The 16,615-nt window shown below is 61.7% G+C and carries 13 protein-coding genes; 5 read left to right on the top strand and 8 right to left on the bottom strand.

Annotated elements, in window-relative coordinates; all coding sequences use genetic code 11:
* Nucleotides 1-108: 108 nt before the first annotated feature.
* On the top strand, nucleotides 109-4,494 hold the full coding sequence (locus ABD847_RS13790) for a PKD domain-containing protein (protein WP_345014012.1): 4,386 nt from the start codon (nucleotides 109-111) through the stop codon (nucleotides 4,492-4,494).
* Nucleotides 4,495-4,613: 119 nt separating this feature from the next.
* Here ABD847_RS13790 and ilvN read toward each other — a convergent pair whose 3' ends face one another.
* The 5 genes from ilvN to ABD847_RS13765 form a co-directional block, all read right to left on the bottom strand.
* Complete coding sequence (gene ilvN, locus ABD847_RS13785; protein ID WP_345014010.1) at nucleotides 4,614-5,111, bottom strand: acetolactate synthase small subunit; 498 nt, start codon at nucleotides 5,109-5,111, stop codon at nucleotides 4,614-4,616.
* Nucleotides 5,099-6,829 (bottom strand): acetolactate synthase 3 large subunit, encoded by a 1,731-nt coding sequence (locus tag ABD847_RS13780; RefSeq protein WP_345014008.1) that lies wholly within the window; start codon nucleotides 6,827-6,829, stop codon nucleotides 5,099-5,101. The genes ilvN and ABD847_RS13780 overlap by 13 nt, the downstream gene beginning before the upstream one ends.
* 404 nt (nucleotides 6,830-7,233) lie before the next feature.
* Nucleotides 7,234-7,398, bottom strand: a complete 165-nt coding sequence (locus tag ABD847_RS13775) for a hypothetical protein (protein WP_345014006.1) — start codon at nucleotides 7,396-7,398, stop codon at nucleotides 7,234-7,236.
* 27 nt (nucleotides 7,399-7,425) lie between these two features.
* Complete coding sequence (locus ABD847_RS13770; protein WP_345014004.1) at nucleotides 7,426-8,541, bottom strand: MJ1255/VC2487 family glycosyltransferase; 1,116 nt, start codon at nucleotides 8,539-8,541, stop codon at nucleotides 7,426-7,428.
* A gap of 58 nt (nucleotides 8,542-8,599) precedes the next feature.
* Nucleotides 8,600-9,097 carry a phosphatase PAP2 family protein gene (locus ABD847_RS13765; RefSeq protein ID WP_345014002.1) on the bottom strand — a complete coding sequence of 166 codons (498 nt, stop codon included), beginning with the start codon at nucleotides 9,095-9,097 and terminating at the stop codon, nucleotides 8,600-8,602.
* Nucleotides 9,098-9,437: 340 nt separating this feature from the next.
* Between ABD847_RS13765 and leuA the strand changes: the two genes are divergently transcribed.
* The 4 genes from leuA to leuD are packed head-to-tail and all read left to right on the top strand — an operon-like array spanning nucleotide 9,438 to nucleotide 14,129.
* Entirely contained in the window at nucleotides 9,438-11,003 is a 1,566-nt protein-coding gene (leuA, locus tag ABD847_RS13760; RefSeq protein WP_345014000.1) for a 2-isopropylmalate synthase, read from the top strand.
* On the top strand, nucleotides 11,004-12,104 hold the full coding sequence (leuB, locus tag ABD847_RS13755) for a 3-isopropylmalate dehydrogenase (protein ID WP_345013998.1): 1,101 nt from the start codon (nucleotides 11,004-11,006) through the stop codon (nucleotides 12,102-12,104).
* 2 nt (nucleotides 12,105-12,106) lie between these two features.
* Nucleotides 12,107-13,519, top strand: a complete 1,413-nt coding sequence (leuC, locus tag ABD847_RS13750) for a 3-isopropylmalate dehydratase large subunit (protein WP_345013995.1) — start codon at nucleotides 12,107-12,109, stop codon at nucleotides 13,517-13,519.
* A 10-nt stretch (nucleotides 13,520-13,529) separates the two neighbouring features.
* Complete coding sequence (leuD, locus tag ABD847_RS13745; protein WP_345013993.1) at nucleotides 13,530-14,129, top strand: 3-isopropylmalate dehydratase small subunit; 600 nt, start codon at nucleotides 13,530-13,532, stop codon at nucleotides 14,127-14,129.
* A gap of 72 nt (nucleotides 14,130-14,201) precedes the next feature.
* Here the strand turns inward: leuD and ABD847_RS13740 are convergent, their stop codons facing one another.
* The 3 genes from ABD847_RS13740 to ABD847_RS13730 all read right to left on the bottom strand — a co-directional run bounded on the left by ABD847_RS13740 (nucleotide 14,202) and on the right by ABD847_RS13730 (nucleotide 16,566).
* Nucleotides 14,202-14,666, bottom strand: a complete 465-nt coding sequence (locus ABD847_RS13740) for an Lcl C-terminal domain-containing protein (protein WP_345013991.1) — start codon at nucleotides 14,664-14,666, stop codon at nucleotides 14,202-14,204.
* 8 nt (nucleotides 14,667-14,674) lie between these two features.
* Nucleotides 14,675-15,928 (bottom strand): glycoside hydrolase family 53 protein, encoded by a 1,254-nt coding sequence (locus ABD847_RS13735; protein WP_345013990.1) that lies wholly within the window; start codon nucleotides 15,926-15,928, stop codon nucleotides 14,675-14,677.
* 305 nt (nucleotides 15,929-16,233) lie between these two features.
* Complete coding sequence (locus tag ABD847_RS13730; RefSeq protein WP_345013988.1) at nucleotides 16,234-16,566, bottom strand: glucose PTS transporter subunit EIIB; 333 nt, start codon at nucleotides 16,564-16,566, stop codon at nucleotides 16,234-16,236.
* Nucleotides 16,567-16,615: the final 49 nt, after the last annotated feature.

The following is a 16,615-nucleotide window of genomic DNA, read 5'->3' as shown; positions in this document are numbered from 1 at the left end:
ACCCTGGCGCTAGCATTGCCCGGTTTCAGGGCGCCTTTCACAAACAAAACAAAATAGGCACAAGCCCGGAAACGACGACATAAGGACAGCTAACGAAAGGAAAACCAGATGAAGATTCGCCCTGCCACGCTGCCGTCCCGGCTTCTGCCGACGGCCGCCGCGGTGACCCTCGGACTGGCAATTGGCCTGAGTGCCATGCCTGCCAAGGCTGATATCGCCGCCACCCACATCTACCACAATCACATGCCGAACTTCTGGCCCTACTTCGATACCAGCAGCTACGACGGGATCGCGGTAGGCGCACCGGTTCGCTACATGTACGACGGTCAGGTGAAAAACCTCAAGGCCAATCCACCGGCCAACTACACCTACTATATCCCCGGCACCAACCGGCCCATGCCTCATGATGATTTGGAAGCCTACTATTCCCATCATGCCAAGAAGGGTGCCTACCTCAGCTGGCCGATGAACACCGTCATCAGCAACAATGGCAGCTATCCGCTGAGTCAAACCCAGGTGACCATGTCCGGCTCTGCCATCAATAACGTGCAGAGCTTTGCCGAGCTGGGCAACCAGGAGGGCTACTACTCCGGCTGGGGCGACTACTGGCGTAGCACCCAAAGTGGCTACAAGACCAGCAACAACTTCAAGGCGCTGGACACCATCCACTTCACCGGTCACCACAGCATGGGCCCCCTGGTGGGCAACGACTACTTCCTTAAGGATTTGATCTATCAGAACGTAGCGCTGGCCCAGCCCTACTTCCTCGGCAGTAACTTCGTCTCATCCAAGGGCTTCTTCCCCACCGAGCTGGGCTTCTCAGAACGCATCATCCCGGTGCTGAACAAACTGGGCATCGAGTGGTCCGTGCTGGGCAACGTGCATTATTCACGCACGCTCAAAGACTACCCCTACCTGAACAATCCAGGGGTAGATACCCTGGTCTCCCCTCCCAACCGGGCCGATCTGCAAAACGAGAGCAATGTGGGTTCCTGGCTTGCCCTGAACATGTTCAACGAAAAGCAGGTGACCCATAACAAGTTCCCCTTCGCCGCCATACCTCACTGGGTGCAATACGTGGATCCTGAGACCGGTGCTGTGTCCAAGGTGGCTGGGATTCCGGTGGAACAAGCCAGCTCCTGGGAAGAGGGCTATCAAGGCTCAGTCACCGCTGGCGTGCTGAAAAATTATGAGGGCACCGCGGCCGCTCTGGGCCGCACCCAGTACTTTGTCATCGCCCACGACGGGGATAACAGCTCAGGCCGTGCCGGTGACGGCGGTACCTGGCTGAACTCCGGCTACGTGACCTACGCCGATAGCGCGGTCACCGGCATGGGGGTACAGGAGTACCTCAAGGCCCACCCCATCCCCGCGGATGATGTGGTGCATGTGCAGGATGGCTCCTGGATCGACACCCGCGACTCCTCCTCCGACCCAACCTGGTACCACTGGCACCTGCCCATGGGGGTCTGGAGCGGCCAGCTGTCTGCCTTCAATACCGCCCATGGCACCAGTTACAGCCAACTGTATGCGGCCAACGGCGACAAACGCAGTCATATGCCGTCACTGGAGTACGGCTACCACTATCTGGAGCGTAACTTCGCCCTGCTGCAGGCGGCCGAAAACTACGCCAAGACCGCCGAACAGATCTGGCTGGATGACCACCCCAACTACTGGAGCCCCACCAGCAACCTGGATCATCAGGTCACCTATAACGGCAATCAGCTGAATCCCTGGATGATGTCCTATCCGGTGAAAGGGGATGCCAGCAAGGACTACGCCGGCGGCGCCAACCCGGCAGAGCTGGGCTGGTACTTCCTGATCGCCAGCATGGACTCCGGTTTCGGCTACTATGACGAGAACGTGGATGACAGCGTCAAACCTACCCTCTCCTTCAATCAGTCGCTGTACTTCACCCAGCCGTATGTGAGTGCCAACCTGTCCAAGGACAGAACCGGTCCCTCGCTGTGGTGGCCACAACGCTATCCCTACAACCCGGGTAGTGCCAATGCCTCCAAGGCCGAAGGCTGGGCCAAGATGTACATGGACAACGAGTTTGCCATCTACACCTATGCCTACGACGTCAGCGACATCGCCGACATCCAACTCATGGTACGGGTACACACGGCCAAGAGTGCCGATCCCAAGGACAAGACCTACCAACTGTACGATCCGGTAGCCCATGCTGGTGACGCCAACGTCAATCCGGATAACGTGGGAGATTGGGTCAGCTACGACATGAAGGTGCGGGATCTCACCCCGGACATCAACGGTGTCTCCTGGCAACCCAGCAGCACCGCCACCCTGGAGGTGGTGCCGGCCCAGGAAATCGGTGACCTCTACTACACCTATCTGAATGACTACCGCGACCAGTTGCTGGACTACTACATCGAGGCCACCGACAGCCAGGGGAATGTCACCAAGAGCGTGATCCAGCAGGTCTATGTGGGCGCAGGTCGCTACAAGATGGTGGATGGCGTCAAGGTAGAGGACGTCAACGGTGATATTGAAGGGGAACATGCCTTCTTCACCGACAAGGCCCCCAGCAAACACGTCACCCTCTACATTGAAGGCAGCCAAGCCGACCTGGGTACCCTGGATCTGGAGACCCGCACCCCGGACGTTGCCGACTGGACCCAGAAGAGCATCAGTCAGTTGGCCGGCAGTGACCGTTACTTCCTGACCAATTTGACCTACAGCGGCGATCTGGACGGCATCTTCATGCGCTATCTGGAAGCAGGCGACAACCTGTATCGCCCCGATGAAACCGGCCTGCTGCTGACCGAAGGCACCTATACCCTGGCTGCCGACGGCACCCTGAGCGCCGGTTTCCCGGCCGACCTGCAACTGAGCGCCACCCTCTACTACCACACCAGCAGCTGGAGCAATGTCTGCCTGCACTATCGCGTCGACAGCGGCACCTGGACCACGGCGCCCGGCGCCACCATGACCGACGTGGGCAATGACTGGTTTGCCTACACGGTGAACATGGGCAGCGGCAGCAAGGTGGAGTTTGTCACCAACAACTGCAGCGGCACTTGGGACAACAATGGCGGCAGCAACTACAAGGTGGATGCCGGTGTCTGGAGTATCAACGCCGGAACCATCATCGCCGGTGCGCCGGATGTGGACATCAACGTGAGCCCGGTGGCTATCATCACCCCGGGGAGTCAGACGGTGGCAGCCGGCAGCCAGGTCACCCTGAGCGCCGCCAGCTCCTACGACAGTGACGGCAGCATCGCCAGCTACAAGTGGAGCACGGGCGCCACCGGCAGCAGCCTGACCCTGACGGCGAACGCCACTCAGACCATCACCCTGACGGTAACGGACAACGAGGGTGCCAGCAGCAGCACCAGCGTCACCCTGACGGTACCGGTCAACCAGGCTCCCACCGCCGTTATCACCCCGGCCAGCCAGACGGTCGACACAGGCACCGTGGTCACCCTGAGCGCCGCCGGGTCCACCGACAGCGATGGCCAGGTGGTGAGCTACCTGTGGAGCACGGGCGAGACCACCGCCAGCATCAACCTGACGGTAAATCAAACCCAAACCGTCAGCGTCACCGTGACCGATGATGATGGCGCCACCGCCACCGCCAGCGTCACCCTCACCGCCAAGAGCACCGAGCCCGTCCATCTGTTCGATCAGCTCTACTTCCGTGGCACCCCCAACAGCTGGGGCCTGACGGCCCTGGCCCTGGTGGCTGACAACACCTGGCGCGTGACCCTGCCCTTTAGCGGCATTGGCGATGCTAACGGCAGCCAGCGCTTCAAGTTCGACGTCAAGGGTGACTGGACCACCAACTACGGTGACACCAACAAGGATGGCGTACTGGACAAGGCGGGCAGTGACATAGTCAACACCAGCGTGGGTAACTGCACCCTGACGGTGAACGACAAGAGCCTGGCCTACAGCGTCAGCTGCGTCACCGAGCCGGTCGCTCCCGTGGCCAAGATCACCGCCAGCGCCAGCAAGGTCCAGGTAGGCACCAGCGTCAGCTTCAGCGCCGCCGGCTCCACCGATGCCGATGGCACCATCGTCGGCTACCAGTGGGATGATGGCAGCACCACCGCCAGCATCAGTCGCACCTTCGATACCGTTGGCACTCATACGGTAACGGTTCAGGTGACCGATGACGATGGCCTGACCAGCAGCGCCAGCGCAAGCGTAACCGTGGTGGAGCAGTTGGACTTCGCCAAGACCTTCGCTCAGCTCTACTTCCGCGGCACCCCCAACAGCTGGGGCAGCACCGCCATGGAACTGGTGGCCGATCACACCTGGCAGGCCACCGTCACCTTCACCGGCACTGGCGACAGCAACGGCAGCCAACGCTTCAAGTTCGATGTGAAGGGTGACTGGAGCCAGAACTACGGTGACAGCAATGCCGATGGCATCGCCAACCAAAGCGGCAGCGACATCTACACCAGTGTCAGCGGCACCTACAAGGTCACCTTCAACGACACTACCCTGGCCTACAGCCTCATCGCCCAATAAAGCGACGGCCGGCTCATAAACCAACAGCCCCTTCTTGGGGCTGTTTTTTTATTGCTGCCGGGCAATGCCGGACATAAAAAAGCCTCCCGATTGGGAGGCTTTGTCAACAGCAGCCGAACTCAGGCGTGCAGCGCGCGCTCACCTCGGGCGATGCCACAGACACCGCTACGCACCACTTCCACCAGCTCGGTGAGCTGGGACAGGGTGCCCAGGAAGGCATCCAGCTTGTCGCTGGTGCCCACGAGCTGCACCGTATACAGCTCGGCGGTGGCATCCACGATCTGGCCACGGTAGATTTCGGACATCCGCTTGAGCTCGTCCCGCACCTCGCCGGTGGCGGCACGGCACTTCACCAGCATGATCTCCCGCTCCACATGGCTGCCTTCTGTGATGTCGGACACCTTGAGCACATCCACCAGCTTATGCAGCTGCTTGGTGATCTGCTCGATGACCCGCTCATCCCCCAGGGTGACAATTGTCATCCGCGACAGGGTGGGATCGTCGGTGGGGGCCACCGTCAGGCTTTCGATGTTGTAACCACGCTGGGAGAAGAGGCCCACCACGCGACTCAGGGCGCCAGACTCGTTTTCCAGCAATACAGATATCAGTCGTCGCATTGGGTACGCTCCGTCTTGCTCAGCCACATCTCGTTCATCCCGCCGAACTTGATCTGCATGGGATAAACATGCTCATCCGGGTCTACGGCAATGTCCATGAACACCAGGCGATCCTTCAAGGAGAAGGCGTATTCCATCGCCTCGTCCAGCTTGGCCGGATCGTCTACCCGGATACCCACATGGCCATAGGACTCCGCCAGCTTGACGAAGTCCGGCAGGGACTCCATGTAGGAGTGGCTGTGGCGACCGCCGTAGAACATCTTCTGCCACTGCTTCACCATGCCCAGGGCGCGGTTGTTCAGGGCAATGATCTTCACCGGAATACCGTATTGCAGGCAGGTGGAGAGTTCCTGGATGTTCATCTGGATGGAGCCGTCGCCGGTGACGCAGGCCACCACGGCGCCTGGATGGGCAAACTGCACCCCCATGGCGGCCGGCAGGCCGAAGCCCATGGTGCCCAGCCCCCCTGAGTTGATCCACTGGCGCGGCTTGGCAAACGGATAGTAGAGGGCGGCAAACATCTGGTGCTGCCCCACGTCGGAGGCCACAAAGGCGCTGCCGCCGGTGGCCTTGTACAGGCTCTGGATCACCTGCTGCGGCTTGATGACGCTGGGCGACTTGGCGTACTCCAGGCACTGGCGCGCACGCCAGCCTTCGATCTGCTCCCACCAGTCCGCCAGCTGACCATTGTCGATCTCCAGGTTCAGCTCGGTGACGGCCTCCAGCATCTGCTCGATGACGGTATCGGCCGCGCCAACGATGGGCACATCCACCTGCACCGTCTTGGAGATGGACGCAGGGTCGATATCGATATGCACCAGCTTGGCATTGGGACAGAACTTGGCCACGTGATTGGTGACCCGGTCGTCGAAGCGCGCCCCCACCGCCAGGATCAGATCCGCATGGTGCATGGCGTTGTTGGCTTCATAGGTACCGTGCATGCCCAGCATGCCGAGGAACTGGCTATGGGTGCCCGGGAAGGCCCCCAGCCCCATCAGGGTGCTGGTCACCGGCAGGCTGAACAGATCCGCCAGCCGTTGCACCTGAGCTGCCGCATTGGCCGCCACGGCGCCGCCACCGATGTACAGCACCGGCTGCTTGGCTTCCGCCAGCATCTTCACGGCCCGCTTGATCTGCCCCTTGTGCCCCGTCTTGCTGGGGTTGTAGGAGCGCATGTGCACGCTCTTGGGGTATTCGTACGGGAACTTTTCTTTCGGATTTTGTACATCCTTGGGCAAGTCCACCACCACGGGGCCGGGCCGGCCGGTGGCAGCGATATAGAAGGCCTTCTTGATGGCTTCGGGGATCTCGGACGCCGTCTTGCACAGGAAGCTGTGCTTCACCACGGGGCGGGAGATACCGATCATGTCCACTTCCTGAAAGGCATCGCCGCCGATCAGACTGGTGGGCACCTGGCCAGACAGCACCACCAACGGAATGGAATCCATATAGGCCGTGGCAATGCCGGTAATACAGTTAGTCGCGCCCGGACCGGACGTCACCAATACGGCACCCACTTTGCCGGTTGAGCGTGCGTAGCCATCCGCCATGTGCACCGCTGCCTGTTCGTGACGAACCAGCACGTGCTCGATTTTGCTGTTTTCGAAGAGGGCGTCATAGATGTCGAGCACCGAACCGCCGGGGTAGCCGAAGATATGTTCGACTCCCTCGTCTTCCAGTGCACGTACCACCATCTCCGCGCCTGATAACATCTCCATGATACAAGCCCTCCAAGGCTTATCGTTGTCTTTAAGGTCGATGGGATATGGCTTCCCGCTCCATGACTCGCTGACGGCACAGGTCAGGTGAACGCCCTGGTTGGGGCAACTCAACGTAACCTTATGAATATGTGGGTGATTATTCGTGCGTTTTTCCGTCACCGGGAAAACATGGAAGGATCAACTTATCGCGCTTCCTCGCCCTTGTCCACGGCTTTGCCGACTCAAAAAAGTGCAAAGCTGACCCAAGATTGCGCACTCCCACGCTACCAAGGGCACGATCCAGAATTTACTTCCTTATATATAGAAAAACTCGGAGCATTACCCTAGCAAGACCAAGCCGAACAGCAGAGCATGAAAAACCCGGCCTGGGCCGGGTTTTGGCTTGTTCGCACGGGCTCTGTTCAGCCGAGATCCTCTTCCACCACTTCCGGCTCGGCAATCCAGATCTGATGTTCCAGATCGGTCACCTCGGTGAGGCTGACGTCCATCCCCATGTCGGTCAACTCCCGCAGGGTCAGGTTGTCGGCCAGGTGGATCTCCTCGCCGCGTTGGTTGATGAATCGCATGATGACTCCTCCTTGCTGGCCTTCCCCCTAAAGCCTAGCAAAAGATCCCTGCTGCAAAAGCAGATTACAGCACAGGCTGTCGGACAATCCCAACTCGGCCAGCCGCTCGCACACGGGTTCGGGCAACAGCACCTGGCGCCACAGGCGACGGGCCAGCTCGGTCACCGGCTCCTGCGCCCCCTCGGCCAGCCAGGCGGCCAGGGCCGATGCCACATCGGGATAGCGGATAAGACCGATGCCGGGATGATCCAGCCACTGACGCACCGCCCCCGGATCCAGGCTGGCCATCACAGAGCCCAAGCCCAGCATCTCAAGGGTCATGGCGTTGCTGGCCTGCTCGAACTGCCCATCCAGGGGTTTGACCAAGAGTTTTTTGCCCAGGGTCAAGGCCTCCGAGGCCAGCTCGAAGCCGGCGTTGCTGATCACCCCCTCGCAGCTGGCCAGACTGGCGGTGAAGGCCGACCGGCTCAGCGGATGAAACTGCAGGTTGCCCTGCTGATAGGACTCGGCGACCTGGGGGTGATAACAAACAAACGTCACGCCGACGAAGCGCCCCAACAACGCCTTGATGGCGGACAAGGATTCAAAGGGCAGGTAGACCAAGATCTCGCCCCGGCTGGGGGCCGGCATCAGGGCATCGACGATGGGCGGCAGTATGGGGTGACCGAAGTGAAACCAGTGCAGACCGATGGCGCGGGAGACGGGAGCATAGTGGCGCATGATGAGCCGCGCCCGTAGGTCATCGAAGCGCCGGGGGATGGGCCAGGAGAAGGCCGCCTGATGACTGATCCCCAGCGACTGTATGCCCTGCCGGCGAGCGGCCCAGGCGGTGATGGGTTCAAAATCGCTGAGCACCAGCTGATAGCCCGTCAGATCCAGCTGGCGGATATCCTGCCACAGGGTCAGCGGCCGGCTCTGCCGCAGGGTCTGCCACAGGCTGATGGCGCCCTCCCGAGTAACAAAGCTCAGGCCAGGGCGGGCGCGATAATCACCAAAGGCCTCCATGTCGAAATAGGCATCGGCTGGGCGACCCGACAAGAGGTAATCCACCTGTACCCCTTGGGCGCTTAATGCACGCGCCAGGCTACGGCTGCGGCTGATATGACCGTTGCCGGTCCCCTGTACGCCGAACAATATCTTCATCCACGCTCCTTGTTGGTGGAGTTCAGGCCGAAATAGGCAAATGGCGCAGCCACGCGGGCTAGGCGGGCAGCACCAGCAAGGCCGCAGAGGTCCCCAGCACACCCCCGGCGATGAGATCGCTTAAGTAGTGCACCCCCAGCAGCAGGCGCGAAGCGCCGATGCAGCTGGCCCAGGCAAAGGCCAGCGGGGTGGCCGCCGGATAGAAGTGGCTCACCAGGCAGGCCATCAAAAAGGCCGCCGCCGTGTGGCCGGAGGGCAGGCTGTAGCGATCCGACGGGCGGATGAACACCGGCAGTCCCTGGGGGCGCTCCCGGCACAGGAGGTTCTTGAGCAGCAGATACAGCGGCAATTCGATGGCAAAGGCCAGCAGGGCCGTGAGCAGGAAGTTCAGCCCCTGCTCATCGTCCAGCCAGCAGGCCAGCAAGCCCAGCAACAGATACGCATGACCATCCCCGGTGCGGGAGACCCGTCGGCAGATCCGCGCCTGGGCCTGGTTATAGCCATGGGTCAGACAGAGTCGACACAGCGTAAAATCCCAGCGTTGAATCAGGTTCATCCTTGCCTCCCTCCTCGTTGGGGTTTTGGCAAGAATAGTGAGCGGCAATGACAGCCTCTTGAAGAATGAGTAACGGTTGTATGACAAGCCGCCACGCATGGGGAAAGTTGACATCCGCGGCAAAAGCCGTTATTGGTATGGGCACTCAAGCTATCAGGAACAGCTGACCATGCGCTTTGCCGGCCAACTACTACTACTAACTCTCAACGCGGATTCTCGCGCGGGTTAGTCGCGGCCAGCCATTAAGCAGCCCCAATTCAACCAGACCCGTGCGCCTAGCACGGGTTTTTTATTATCCAGCCAAGGCGCAGGGGTCAATCGGACAACAAGAGGATGTCATATGTCAGATCGGGTCATCATATTCGATACCACCTTGCGGGATGGTGAGCAGGCCCTCTCCGCCAGCCTCACCGTCAAAGAGAAGTTGCAGATTGCCCTGGCCCTGGAGCGCCTGGGGGTCGATGTGATGGAGGTGGGTTTCCCCGTCTCCTCCCCCGGTGACTTCGAATCGGTGCAGACCATTGCCCGCAACATCAAGAACAGCCGGGTGTGCGGCCTCTCCCGCGCCCTGGAAAAAGACATCTTCGCGGCGGCCGAGGCCCTCAAGGTGGCGGATCAGTTCCGCATTCACACCTTCCTGGCCACCTCCACCATCCATGTGCAAAACAAGCTGCGCAAGAGCTTCGAAGACGTGCTGGAGATGGGCGTGCATGCCATCAAGTATGCCCGCCGCTTCACCGACGACGTGGAGTTCTCCTGCGAAGATGCCGGCCGTACCCCCATCGACAACCTCTGCCGCATGGTGGAAGCCGCCATCAACGCCGGCGCCACCACGGTCAACATCCCGGATACCGTGGGCTATACGGTGCCCAGCGAGTTTGGCGGCATCATCCAGACCCTGTTCAACCGGGTGCCCAACATCGACAAGGCGGTGATCTCGGTACACTGCCACGATGACTTGGGCCTGTCGGTGGCCAACTCCATCGCCGCCGTGCAGATGGGGGCGCGCCAGGTGGAGTGCACCATCAACGGCATCGGCGAGCGGGCGGGCAACTGCTCCATGGAAGAAGTGGCCATGATCCTGAAGACCCGGGCCGATCTGCTCGGTGTCCACACCGGCATCAAGCACCAGGAAATCCACCGCACCAGCCAGTTGGTCAGCCAGCTGTGCAACATGCCGATCCAGCCCAACAAGGCCATCGTCGGTGCCAACGCCTTCTCCCACAGCTCCGGCATCCACCAGGATGGGGTGCTAAAGGCCAAGAACACCTACGAGATCATCACCCCCGAGAGCATTGGCCTGTCCACCAACAACCTGAACATGACCTCCCGCTCCGGCCGCCATGTCATCAAGCACCGCCTGGAAGTCATGGGCTACCACGAGGGCAGCTACGATCTCGACCAGATCTACGAGAGCTTCTTGAAGCTGGCCGACAAGAAGGGCCAGGTCTTCGACTACGACCTGGAGGCCCTGCTGTTCTTCAGCCAGATCCAGGAAGAGCCCGAACAGTTCAAGCTCGATTACCTGAGCGTGCTCTCCGGCGGCAGCGTCATGGCCACCGCCAGCGTCAAGATGAAGGTAGGTGATAGCGTGGTGTGCGAAGCCGCCACCGGCAACGGCCCGGTGGATGCTGTGTATCAATGCATCAATCGCATCACCGGCTACGATATCCGCATCGACAAGTACGAGCTCAAGAGCAAGGGCACCGGCAAGGATGCCCTGGGCCAGGTGGATATCGTCGCCGTGTATGAAGGCCGCAAGTTCCACGGCATGGGCCTGGCCACCGATATCGTCGAATCCTCCGCCCAGGCGCTGGTGCACGTGATGAACAGCATCTACCGCGCCCTGCAGGTGGCCGAACAGAAAGAAAAGATCGCTCAGCAATCCAAATTGGAGACCCTCTAAATGACAGGAAGTTACAAGGTTGCCGTTCTGCCCGGCGACGGCATTGGTCCCGAAGTCATGACCGAAGCCCTCAAGGTGCTGGACAAGGTCAGCAGCACCTTCGGCATCGGCTTCGAATTCTCCCACCATGACGTGGGCGGCATCGCCATCGACAACCACGGCTGCCCGTTGCCCCAGAGCACCCTGGCGGCCTGCGAGGCCGCCGATGCCGTGCTGTTTGGCTCTGTGGGTGGCCCCAAGTGGGAGCACCTGCCGCCTAACGAACAACCCGAACGCGGCGCCCTGCTGCCGTTGCGCGGTCACTTCAAGCTGTTCTGCAACCTGCGGCCGGCCCAGATCCACCAGGGCCTCAACGCCCTCTCCCCGCTGCGGGCCGACATCTCGGATCGCGGCTTCGACATCGTCTGTGTGCGGGAGCTGACGGGGGGCATCTACTTCGGCCAGCCCAAGGGCCGCGAAGGCGAAGGGGCCATGGAGAAGGCCTTCGATACCGAGGTCTACCACCGCTATGAGATCGAGCGCATCGCCAAGATCGCCTTCGAATCTGCCATGGTACGGGGCAAGAAGGTCACCTCCATCGACAAGGCCAACGTGCTGCAAAGCAGCATACTCTGGCGCCAGGTGGTGACCGAGGTGGCCAAGGCCTACCCGGAGGTGACCCTGCAGCACATGTACATCGACAACGCCACCATGCAGCTCGTCAAGGATCCGGCCCAGTTCGACATCCTGCTGTGCTCCAACCTGTTCGGTGACATCCTCTCCGACGAGTGCGCCATGATCACGGGCTCCATGGGCATGCTGCCCTCCGCCAGCCTCAACGCCGACGGCTTCGGCCTGTACGAACCGGCGGGCGGTTCCGCGCCGGACATCGCCGGCCAGAACATCGCCAACCCGGTGGCCCAGATCCTCTCCGCCGCCCTGATGCTGCGCTACAGCTTCAAGGAAGAAGCCGCCGCCCTGGCCATCGAGCGCGCCGTGGCCGAGACCCTGGCAGACGGTTACCTCACCGGCGATCTGCTGCAAGGCAAGGCCGGCAAGTACCCGGCACAAAGTACCTCTGACATGGGCAGCCAGATCGCCGCCCGCATCCGGGAGATCTAATCATGGCCAAGACCCTCTATCAGAAAGTGTTTGAAGCCCACGTGGTCCATGAGGCCGCCGGCGAAACCCCCATCATCTACATCGACCGGCACCTGGTACACGAGGTGACCAGCCCACAGGCCTTCGACGGCCTGCGCCAGATGGGCCGCAAGGTGCGCCGCACCGATCGCACCTGGGCCACCATGGATCACAACGTCTCCACTCAGTCCTGCGACATCAACGCCTCCGGCGAGATGGCTCGGGTGCAGATGCAGACCCTGATGCAAAACGCCGAAGAGTTCGGCGTCCCCCTGTACGGCCTGGGCCACCAGTGGCAGGGTATCGTCCACGTCATGGGGCCGGAGATCGGCCTGACCCTGCCGGGCACCACCATCGTCTGTGGTGACTCCCATACCGCCACCCACGGTGCCTTCGGCGCCCTGGCCTTCGGTATCGGCACCTCCGAGGTGGAGCACGTGCTGGCCACCCAGACCCTGAAGCAATCCCGCGCCAAGACCATGAAGATCGAGGTCAAGGGTCATGTGGCCCCCGGCATCAGCGCCAAGGACATCATACTGGCCATTATCGGCAAGACCGGCACCGCCGGCGGCACCGGCTATGTGGTGGAATTCTGCGGCGAGGCCATCGAGGCCCTCACCATGGAAGAGCGGATGACGGTGTGCAACATGGCCATCGAGCTGGGCGCCAAGGCCGGCATGGTGGCCCCGGACGAGACCACCTTCGACTACCTCAAGGGCCGTCCCTTCGCGCCCAAGGGCGCCGACTGGGATGCAGCCGTGGCCTACTGGCAGACCTTGAAGTCCGATGAGGGTGCCCAGTACGACGCCGTGGTGACCTTAAACGGTGCCGACATTGCGCCCCAGGTCACCTGGGGCACCAACCCGGGCCAGGTGATCGGCATCGATCAGCCGATTCCGGCGCCGGCAGACTTTGACGATGCGGTGGCCAAGCACTCCTGCCAGAAGGCGCTGGAGTACATGGCCATCGAGGCTGGACACAAGCTCACCGACGTGAAGATCGACAAGGTGTTCATCGGCTCCTGCACCAACGGCCGGATCGAGGACATGCGCGCCGCCGCCGAGGTGGCCCGCGCCGCCCTGGTCAAGGGCCAGAAGGTGGCCGCCGGGGTGCAGGCCCTGGTGGTACCCGGTTCCCAGCAGGTGAAGAAGCAGGCCGAAGCCGAGGGACTGGACAAGGTGCTGGTGGAAGCGGGCTTTGAATGGCGTCTGCCGGGCTGCTCCATGTGCCTGGCCATGAACAACGACCGGCTGCAACCGGGCGAGCGCTGCGCCGCCACCAGCAACCGTAACTTCGAAGGCCGTCAGGGCCGCGGTGGCCGCACCCACCTGGTGAGCCCGGCCATGGCCGCGGCCGCCGCCATCGCCGGCCACTTTGTCGACATTCGTGAGCTGTAAGGAGCCCGCCATGCAAGAGTTCAAGCAACATACCGGCCTCGCGGCGCCCCTGGATGCCGCCAACGTCGATACCGACCAGATCATCCCCAAGCAGTTCCTGCAGAAGGTTTCCAAGCTGGGCTTCGGCAAGCACCTGTTCCACGACTGGCGCTTCCTGGATGAGGCCGGCGAACAGCCCAACCCCGAGTTCGTGCTGAACGCCCCCCGCTATGCCGGCGCCAGCATCTTGCTGGCCCGGGAGAACTTCGGCAACGGCTCCAGCCGGGAGCACGCGCCCTGGGCCCTGGCCGACTACGGCCTGCGCGCCATCATCGCCCCCAGCTTCGCCGACATCTTCTACGGCAACGCCCTGAACAACGGCCTCTTGGTGGTCAAGCTCAAGGACGCGGAGGTGGATGCCCTGTTCCAGCTGGTGGAGGCCAACGAAGGCCAGACCATCACGGTGGATCTGGAGCACCAGCAGGTGCGCGCCGCCGATCTCTGCTTCGACTTCCAGATCGATCCCTTCCGCCGCTACTGCATCATGAACGGCCTGGACAACATAGGTCTGACCCTGCAGCACGCCGATGCCATCGACGCCTATGAGGCCAAGCAGCCCGCCTGGCTGTAAGCGCTCCGGCAAAACAAAAAGCCCGGCCAAGTGCCGGGCTTTTTATTGGTTCACGTATGACTAGCTGCGGGCCTAGCCCTCCAGGGGGCGCACCAGCCACAGGTGCAGGCCGAAGGTGCCGCCGTTCACCGTCATCACCTCGCCCGTTCCTGCCGCCACCGCCTGGCGCAGATAACCGGCCTTGGGACTGGGATTCTTGCTCCAGTACAGGCCGGCGGGGATCTGGGCCGGCACGCCACAGGCGGCCTGGAACAGGCTCTGCAGCTGCGCCACAGACGGGATCTGCCAATCCTGCAAGCCATCCAAAGCAGCGGCATTGACCGCCCCTTGACGGCTGACGGCCCCCCGCCAGTGAAAGCCGTCCAGCGGGCCATCGCTACAGCGCTCACCGAGCCGTCCCTGGGGGCAGTGCTGCCACATCAGCAAACTCTGGCTGTCGATGAAGCGATCCGGGCCATCCATCACGAAGCGCCCCTCGCTCACGGCGCAACCGGCCTGCACCTGCCAGCTAGCTACCAGCAGCAACAGACTCAGCAAGGGCGCTCTCATTGCAAGGTCTCGGCAAAGGCCGCCCAGCCGGCCAGGGCGTCGCCGTTGAAGTCAAACAGCCCCTGGTTTTCCCAGGCATTGCCGATGCCGCCACTGGTTTCGATGTAATCCATGCCGGCGTCGCTGGCCCAGCTCACCCCGTCCACCGGCAACCAGGCCGGCTCCCAGTAGACCAGACCCAGCCCCTGCTCGTTCGGCACGGCGGCGATGACGGCCCGCAGATCGGTGAGAAACGCCAGCTGCCCCGCCTCGGTGGCCGGATAACCACCGGCCGTCGCTTCATCAGGCCCAAAGTTATTGCCCAGGCTGTCGCCGTTATCTGTGGTAAAGCCATAGGCGGTTTCCACCACCATCACCGGCTTGCCATAGCGACTAACCATGTCATTCAGGTTGGTCTGCAGATCCGCCAGGCTGCCATGCCAGTAGGGGTAGAAGGAGACGCCTATGATGTCGAACGGCACGGCTCGGGCGGTAATGGCATCGAACCACCAGCGGAAGCTGCTGTTGTTGCCCCCTTCGGCCAGGTGCAGGATGATCTTGGCCGGGGTCGTCACGCCGCCGTCACTTTCCGCCTGCTGGATACCGGCCACACCGGCCTTGAGCAGGGCCGCCAGGGTGTCGAAGCCACCCGTGTTGTCGCCCCAGTTTTTGCCATCGGGCCACAGCAGGCCTGAGTTGATCTCGTTGCCCACCTGGATGTACTCGGGGTGCACACCGTTGTCGATGAGGTGCTTCACCACCGCCTGGCTGTAGCTCTGCACCTGGGCCACCAGGGCATCGCTGTCCAGATCCGCCCAGGCCTTGGGTTTGAACTGCTTGCCCGGATCGGTCCAGAAGTCGCTGTAGTGCAGATCCAGCATGAAGTCCATGCCGGCCGCCTTCACCCGCTTGGCCAGGGCGGTGACCTTGTCCAGATCCAGATCCCCGCCACCGTAGGCCTGGCCGCCGGCGCTCTTGGGATCCACCCACAGCCGCAACCGCACCAGGTTGACCCCCTGCGCCGCCATAAACGCCATGGGCTCCACGGCCGTACCGTTGGCATCCTGGAACTGGCCGCCGGCCGCTTCCACCGCCGTCAGGGTGGAGACATCCACCCCGCGAACCGCCAGGCTGGTGGCCGTGCTGCTGCCACCGTCATCGTCACTGCCACCGCTGCCGGCGCCGCCCCCCTCACTCCCGCCACCACAGGCGGCCAGGGCGCCCCATAACACCATGATGCCCAGCCAGCGCCCTCTGTTCGTCTGCCACATGCTCGTTACTCCTTCTTTGGCAACCTTCAATCGGCGGGCACTGTAGCATGGGAACTCCAGGCATAATGTGATAGCGATTACACAAGCAACCTGGTGATTATTTGATCTTCCCGCTGGAGAGAGGGATGAAGGGAGGCGCAGGACCGCCATGGGGAGAAAATGATGTTAGTGCTTATTTATCATTATTTTAAATAAAAAAACGGCAGGAGGTAATGTGCCTCCTGCCGACAGATACAGCGTGGAACCAAAATGGCTTCGGTAGTTAATATAGCGAAAACATTTTCACCAAGGAAGCGTTTTCACGACTATTTTTCGTGATCGACTTCACCCAATCCGAACCAGCGATCCAGATCCTGACGCAGGGAGTCGGAGCGCTTGCCGAAGATAGCCTGCACCTCCTTGCCCACGATCACCACACCAATGGCCCCCAGCTGCTGCAGCTTGTCATGGTTCACCTGTCCCAGGTGATGCACCTGCACCCGCAGGCGGGTCAGGCAGGAATCCAGACTGAAGATGTTCTCCTTGCCGCCCAGGGCGTCACACAGGGCGCGGATGGCCGGATCCGGCGCCTTGATAAGCTCCTCCCCTGCCGTCTCACCCAGGGCTTGCAGCTTCTTACTCTTAAGCAGTTCCAACATGGCGTCCTCCTTGTTTCGGCGCCTTGACCGATAAAAAGGCCCGCCAAAA

Origin of the sequence: Pseudaeromonas paramecii (genome assembly GCF_039540575.1) — a bacterium.
Taxonomy (GTDB): Bacteria; Pseudomonadota; Gammaproteobacteria; order Enterobacterales; family Aeromonadaceae; genus Pseudaeromonas; species Pseudaeromonas paramecii.
Note: the sequence above shows the minus strand (reverse complement) of the source record. Positions and strands in the feature narration are given on the sequence as shown.

What these genes read in the sequence shown, in the direction of transcription:
- ABD847_RS13790 (WP_345014012.1), top strand. Translation starts at nt 109, where the DNA reads ATGAAGATTCGCCCTGCCACGCTGCCGTCCCGGCTTCTGCCGACGGCC.
- ilvN (WP_345014010.1), bottom strand. Translation starts at nt 5,111, where the DNA reads ATGCGACGACTGATATCTGTATTGCTGGAAAACGAGTCTGGCGCCCTG.
- ABD847_RS13780 (WP_345014008.1), bottom strand. Translation starts at nt 6,829, where the DNA reads ATGGAGATGTTATCAGGCGCGGAGATGGTGGTACGTGCACTGGAAGAC.
- ABD847_RS13775 (WP_345014006.1), bottom strand. Translation starts at nt 7,398, where the DNA reads ATGCGATTCATCAACCAACGCGGCGAGGAGATCCACCTGGCCGACAAC.
- ABD847_RS13770 (WP_345014004.1), bottom strand. Translation starts at nt 8,541, where the DNA reads ATGAAGATATTGTTCGGCGTACAGGGGACCGGCAACGGTCATATCAGC.
- ABD847_RS13765 (WP_345014002.1), bottom strand. Translation starts at nt 9,097, where the DNA reads ATGAACCTGATTCAACGCTGGGATTTTACGCTGTGTCGACTCTGTCTG.
- leuA (WP_345014000.1), top strand. Translation starts at nt 9,438, where the DNA reads ATGTCAGATCGGGTCATCATATTCGATACCACCTTGCGGGATGGTGAG.
- leuB (WP_345013998.1), top strand. Translation starts at nt 11,004, where the DNA reads ATGACAGGAAGTTACAAGGTTGCCGTTCTGCCCGGCGACGGCATTGGT.
- leuC (WP_345013995.1), top strand. Translation starts at nt 12,107, where the DNA reads ATGGCCAAGACCCTCTATCAGAAAGTGTTTGAAGCCCACGTGGTCCAT.
- leuD (WP_345013993.1), top strand. Translation starts at nt 13,530, where the DNA reads ATGCAAGAGTTCAAGCAACATACCGGCCTCGCGGCGCCCCTGGATGCC.
- ABD847_RS13735 (WP_345013990.1), bottom strand. Translation starts at nt 15,928, where the DNA reads ATGTGGCAGACGAACAGAGGGCGCTGGCTGGGCATCATGGTGTTATGG.
- ABD847_RS13730 (WP_345013988.1), bottom strand. Translation starts at nt 16,566, where the DNA reads ATGTTGGAACTGCTTAAGAGTAAGAAGCTGCAAGCCCTGGGTGAGACG.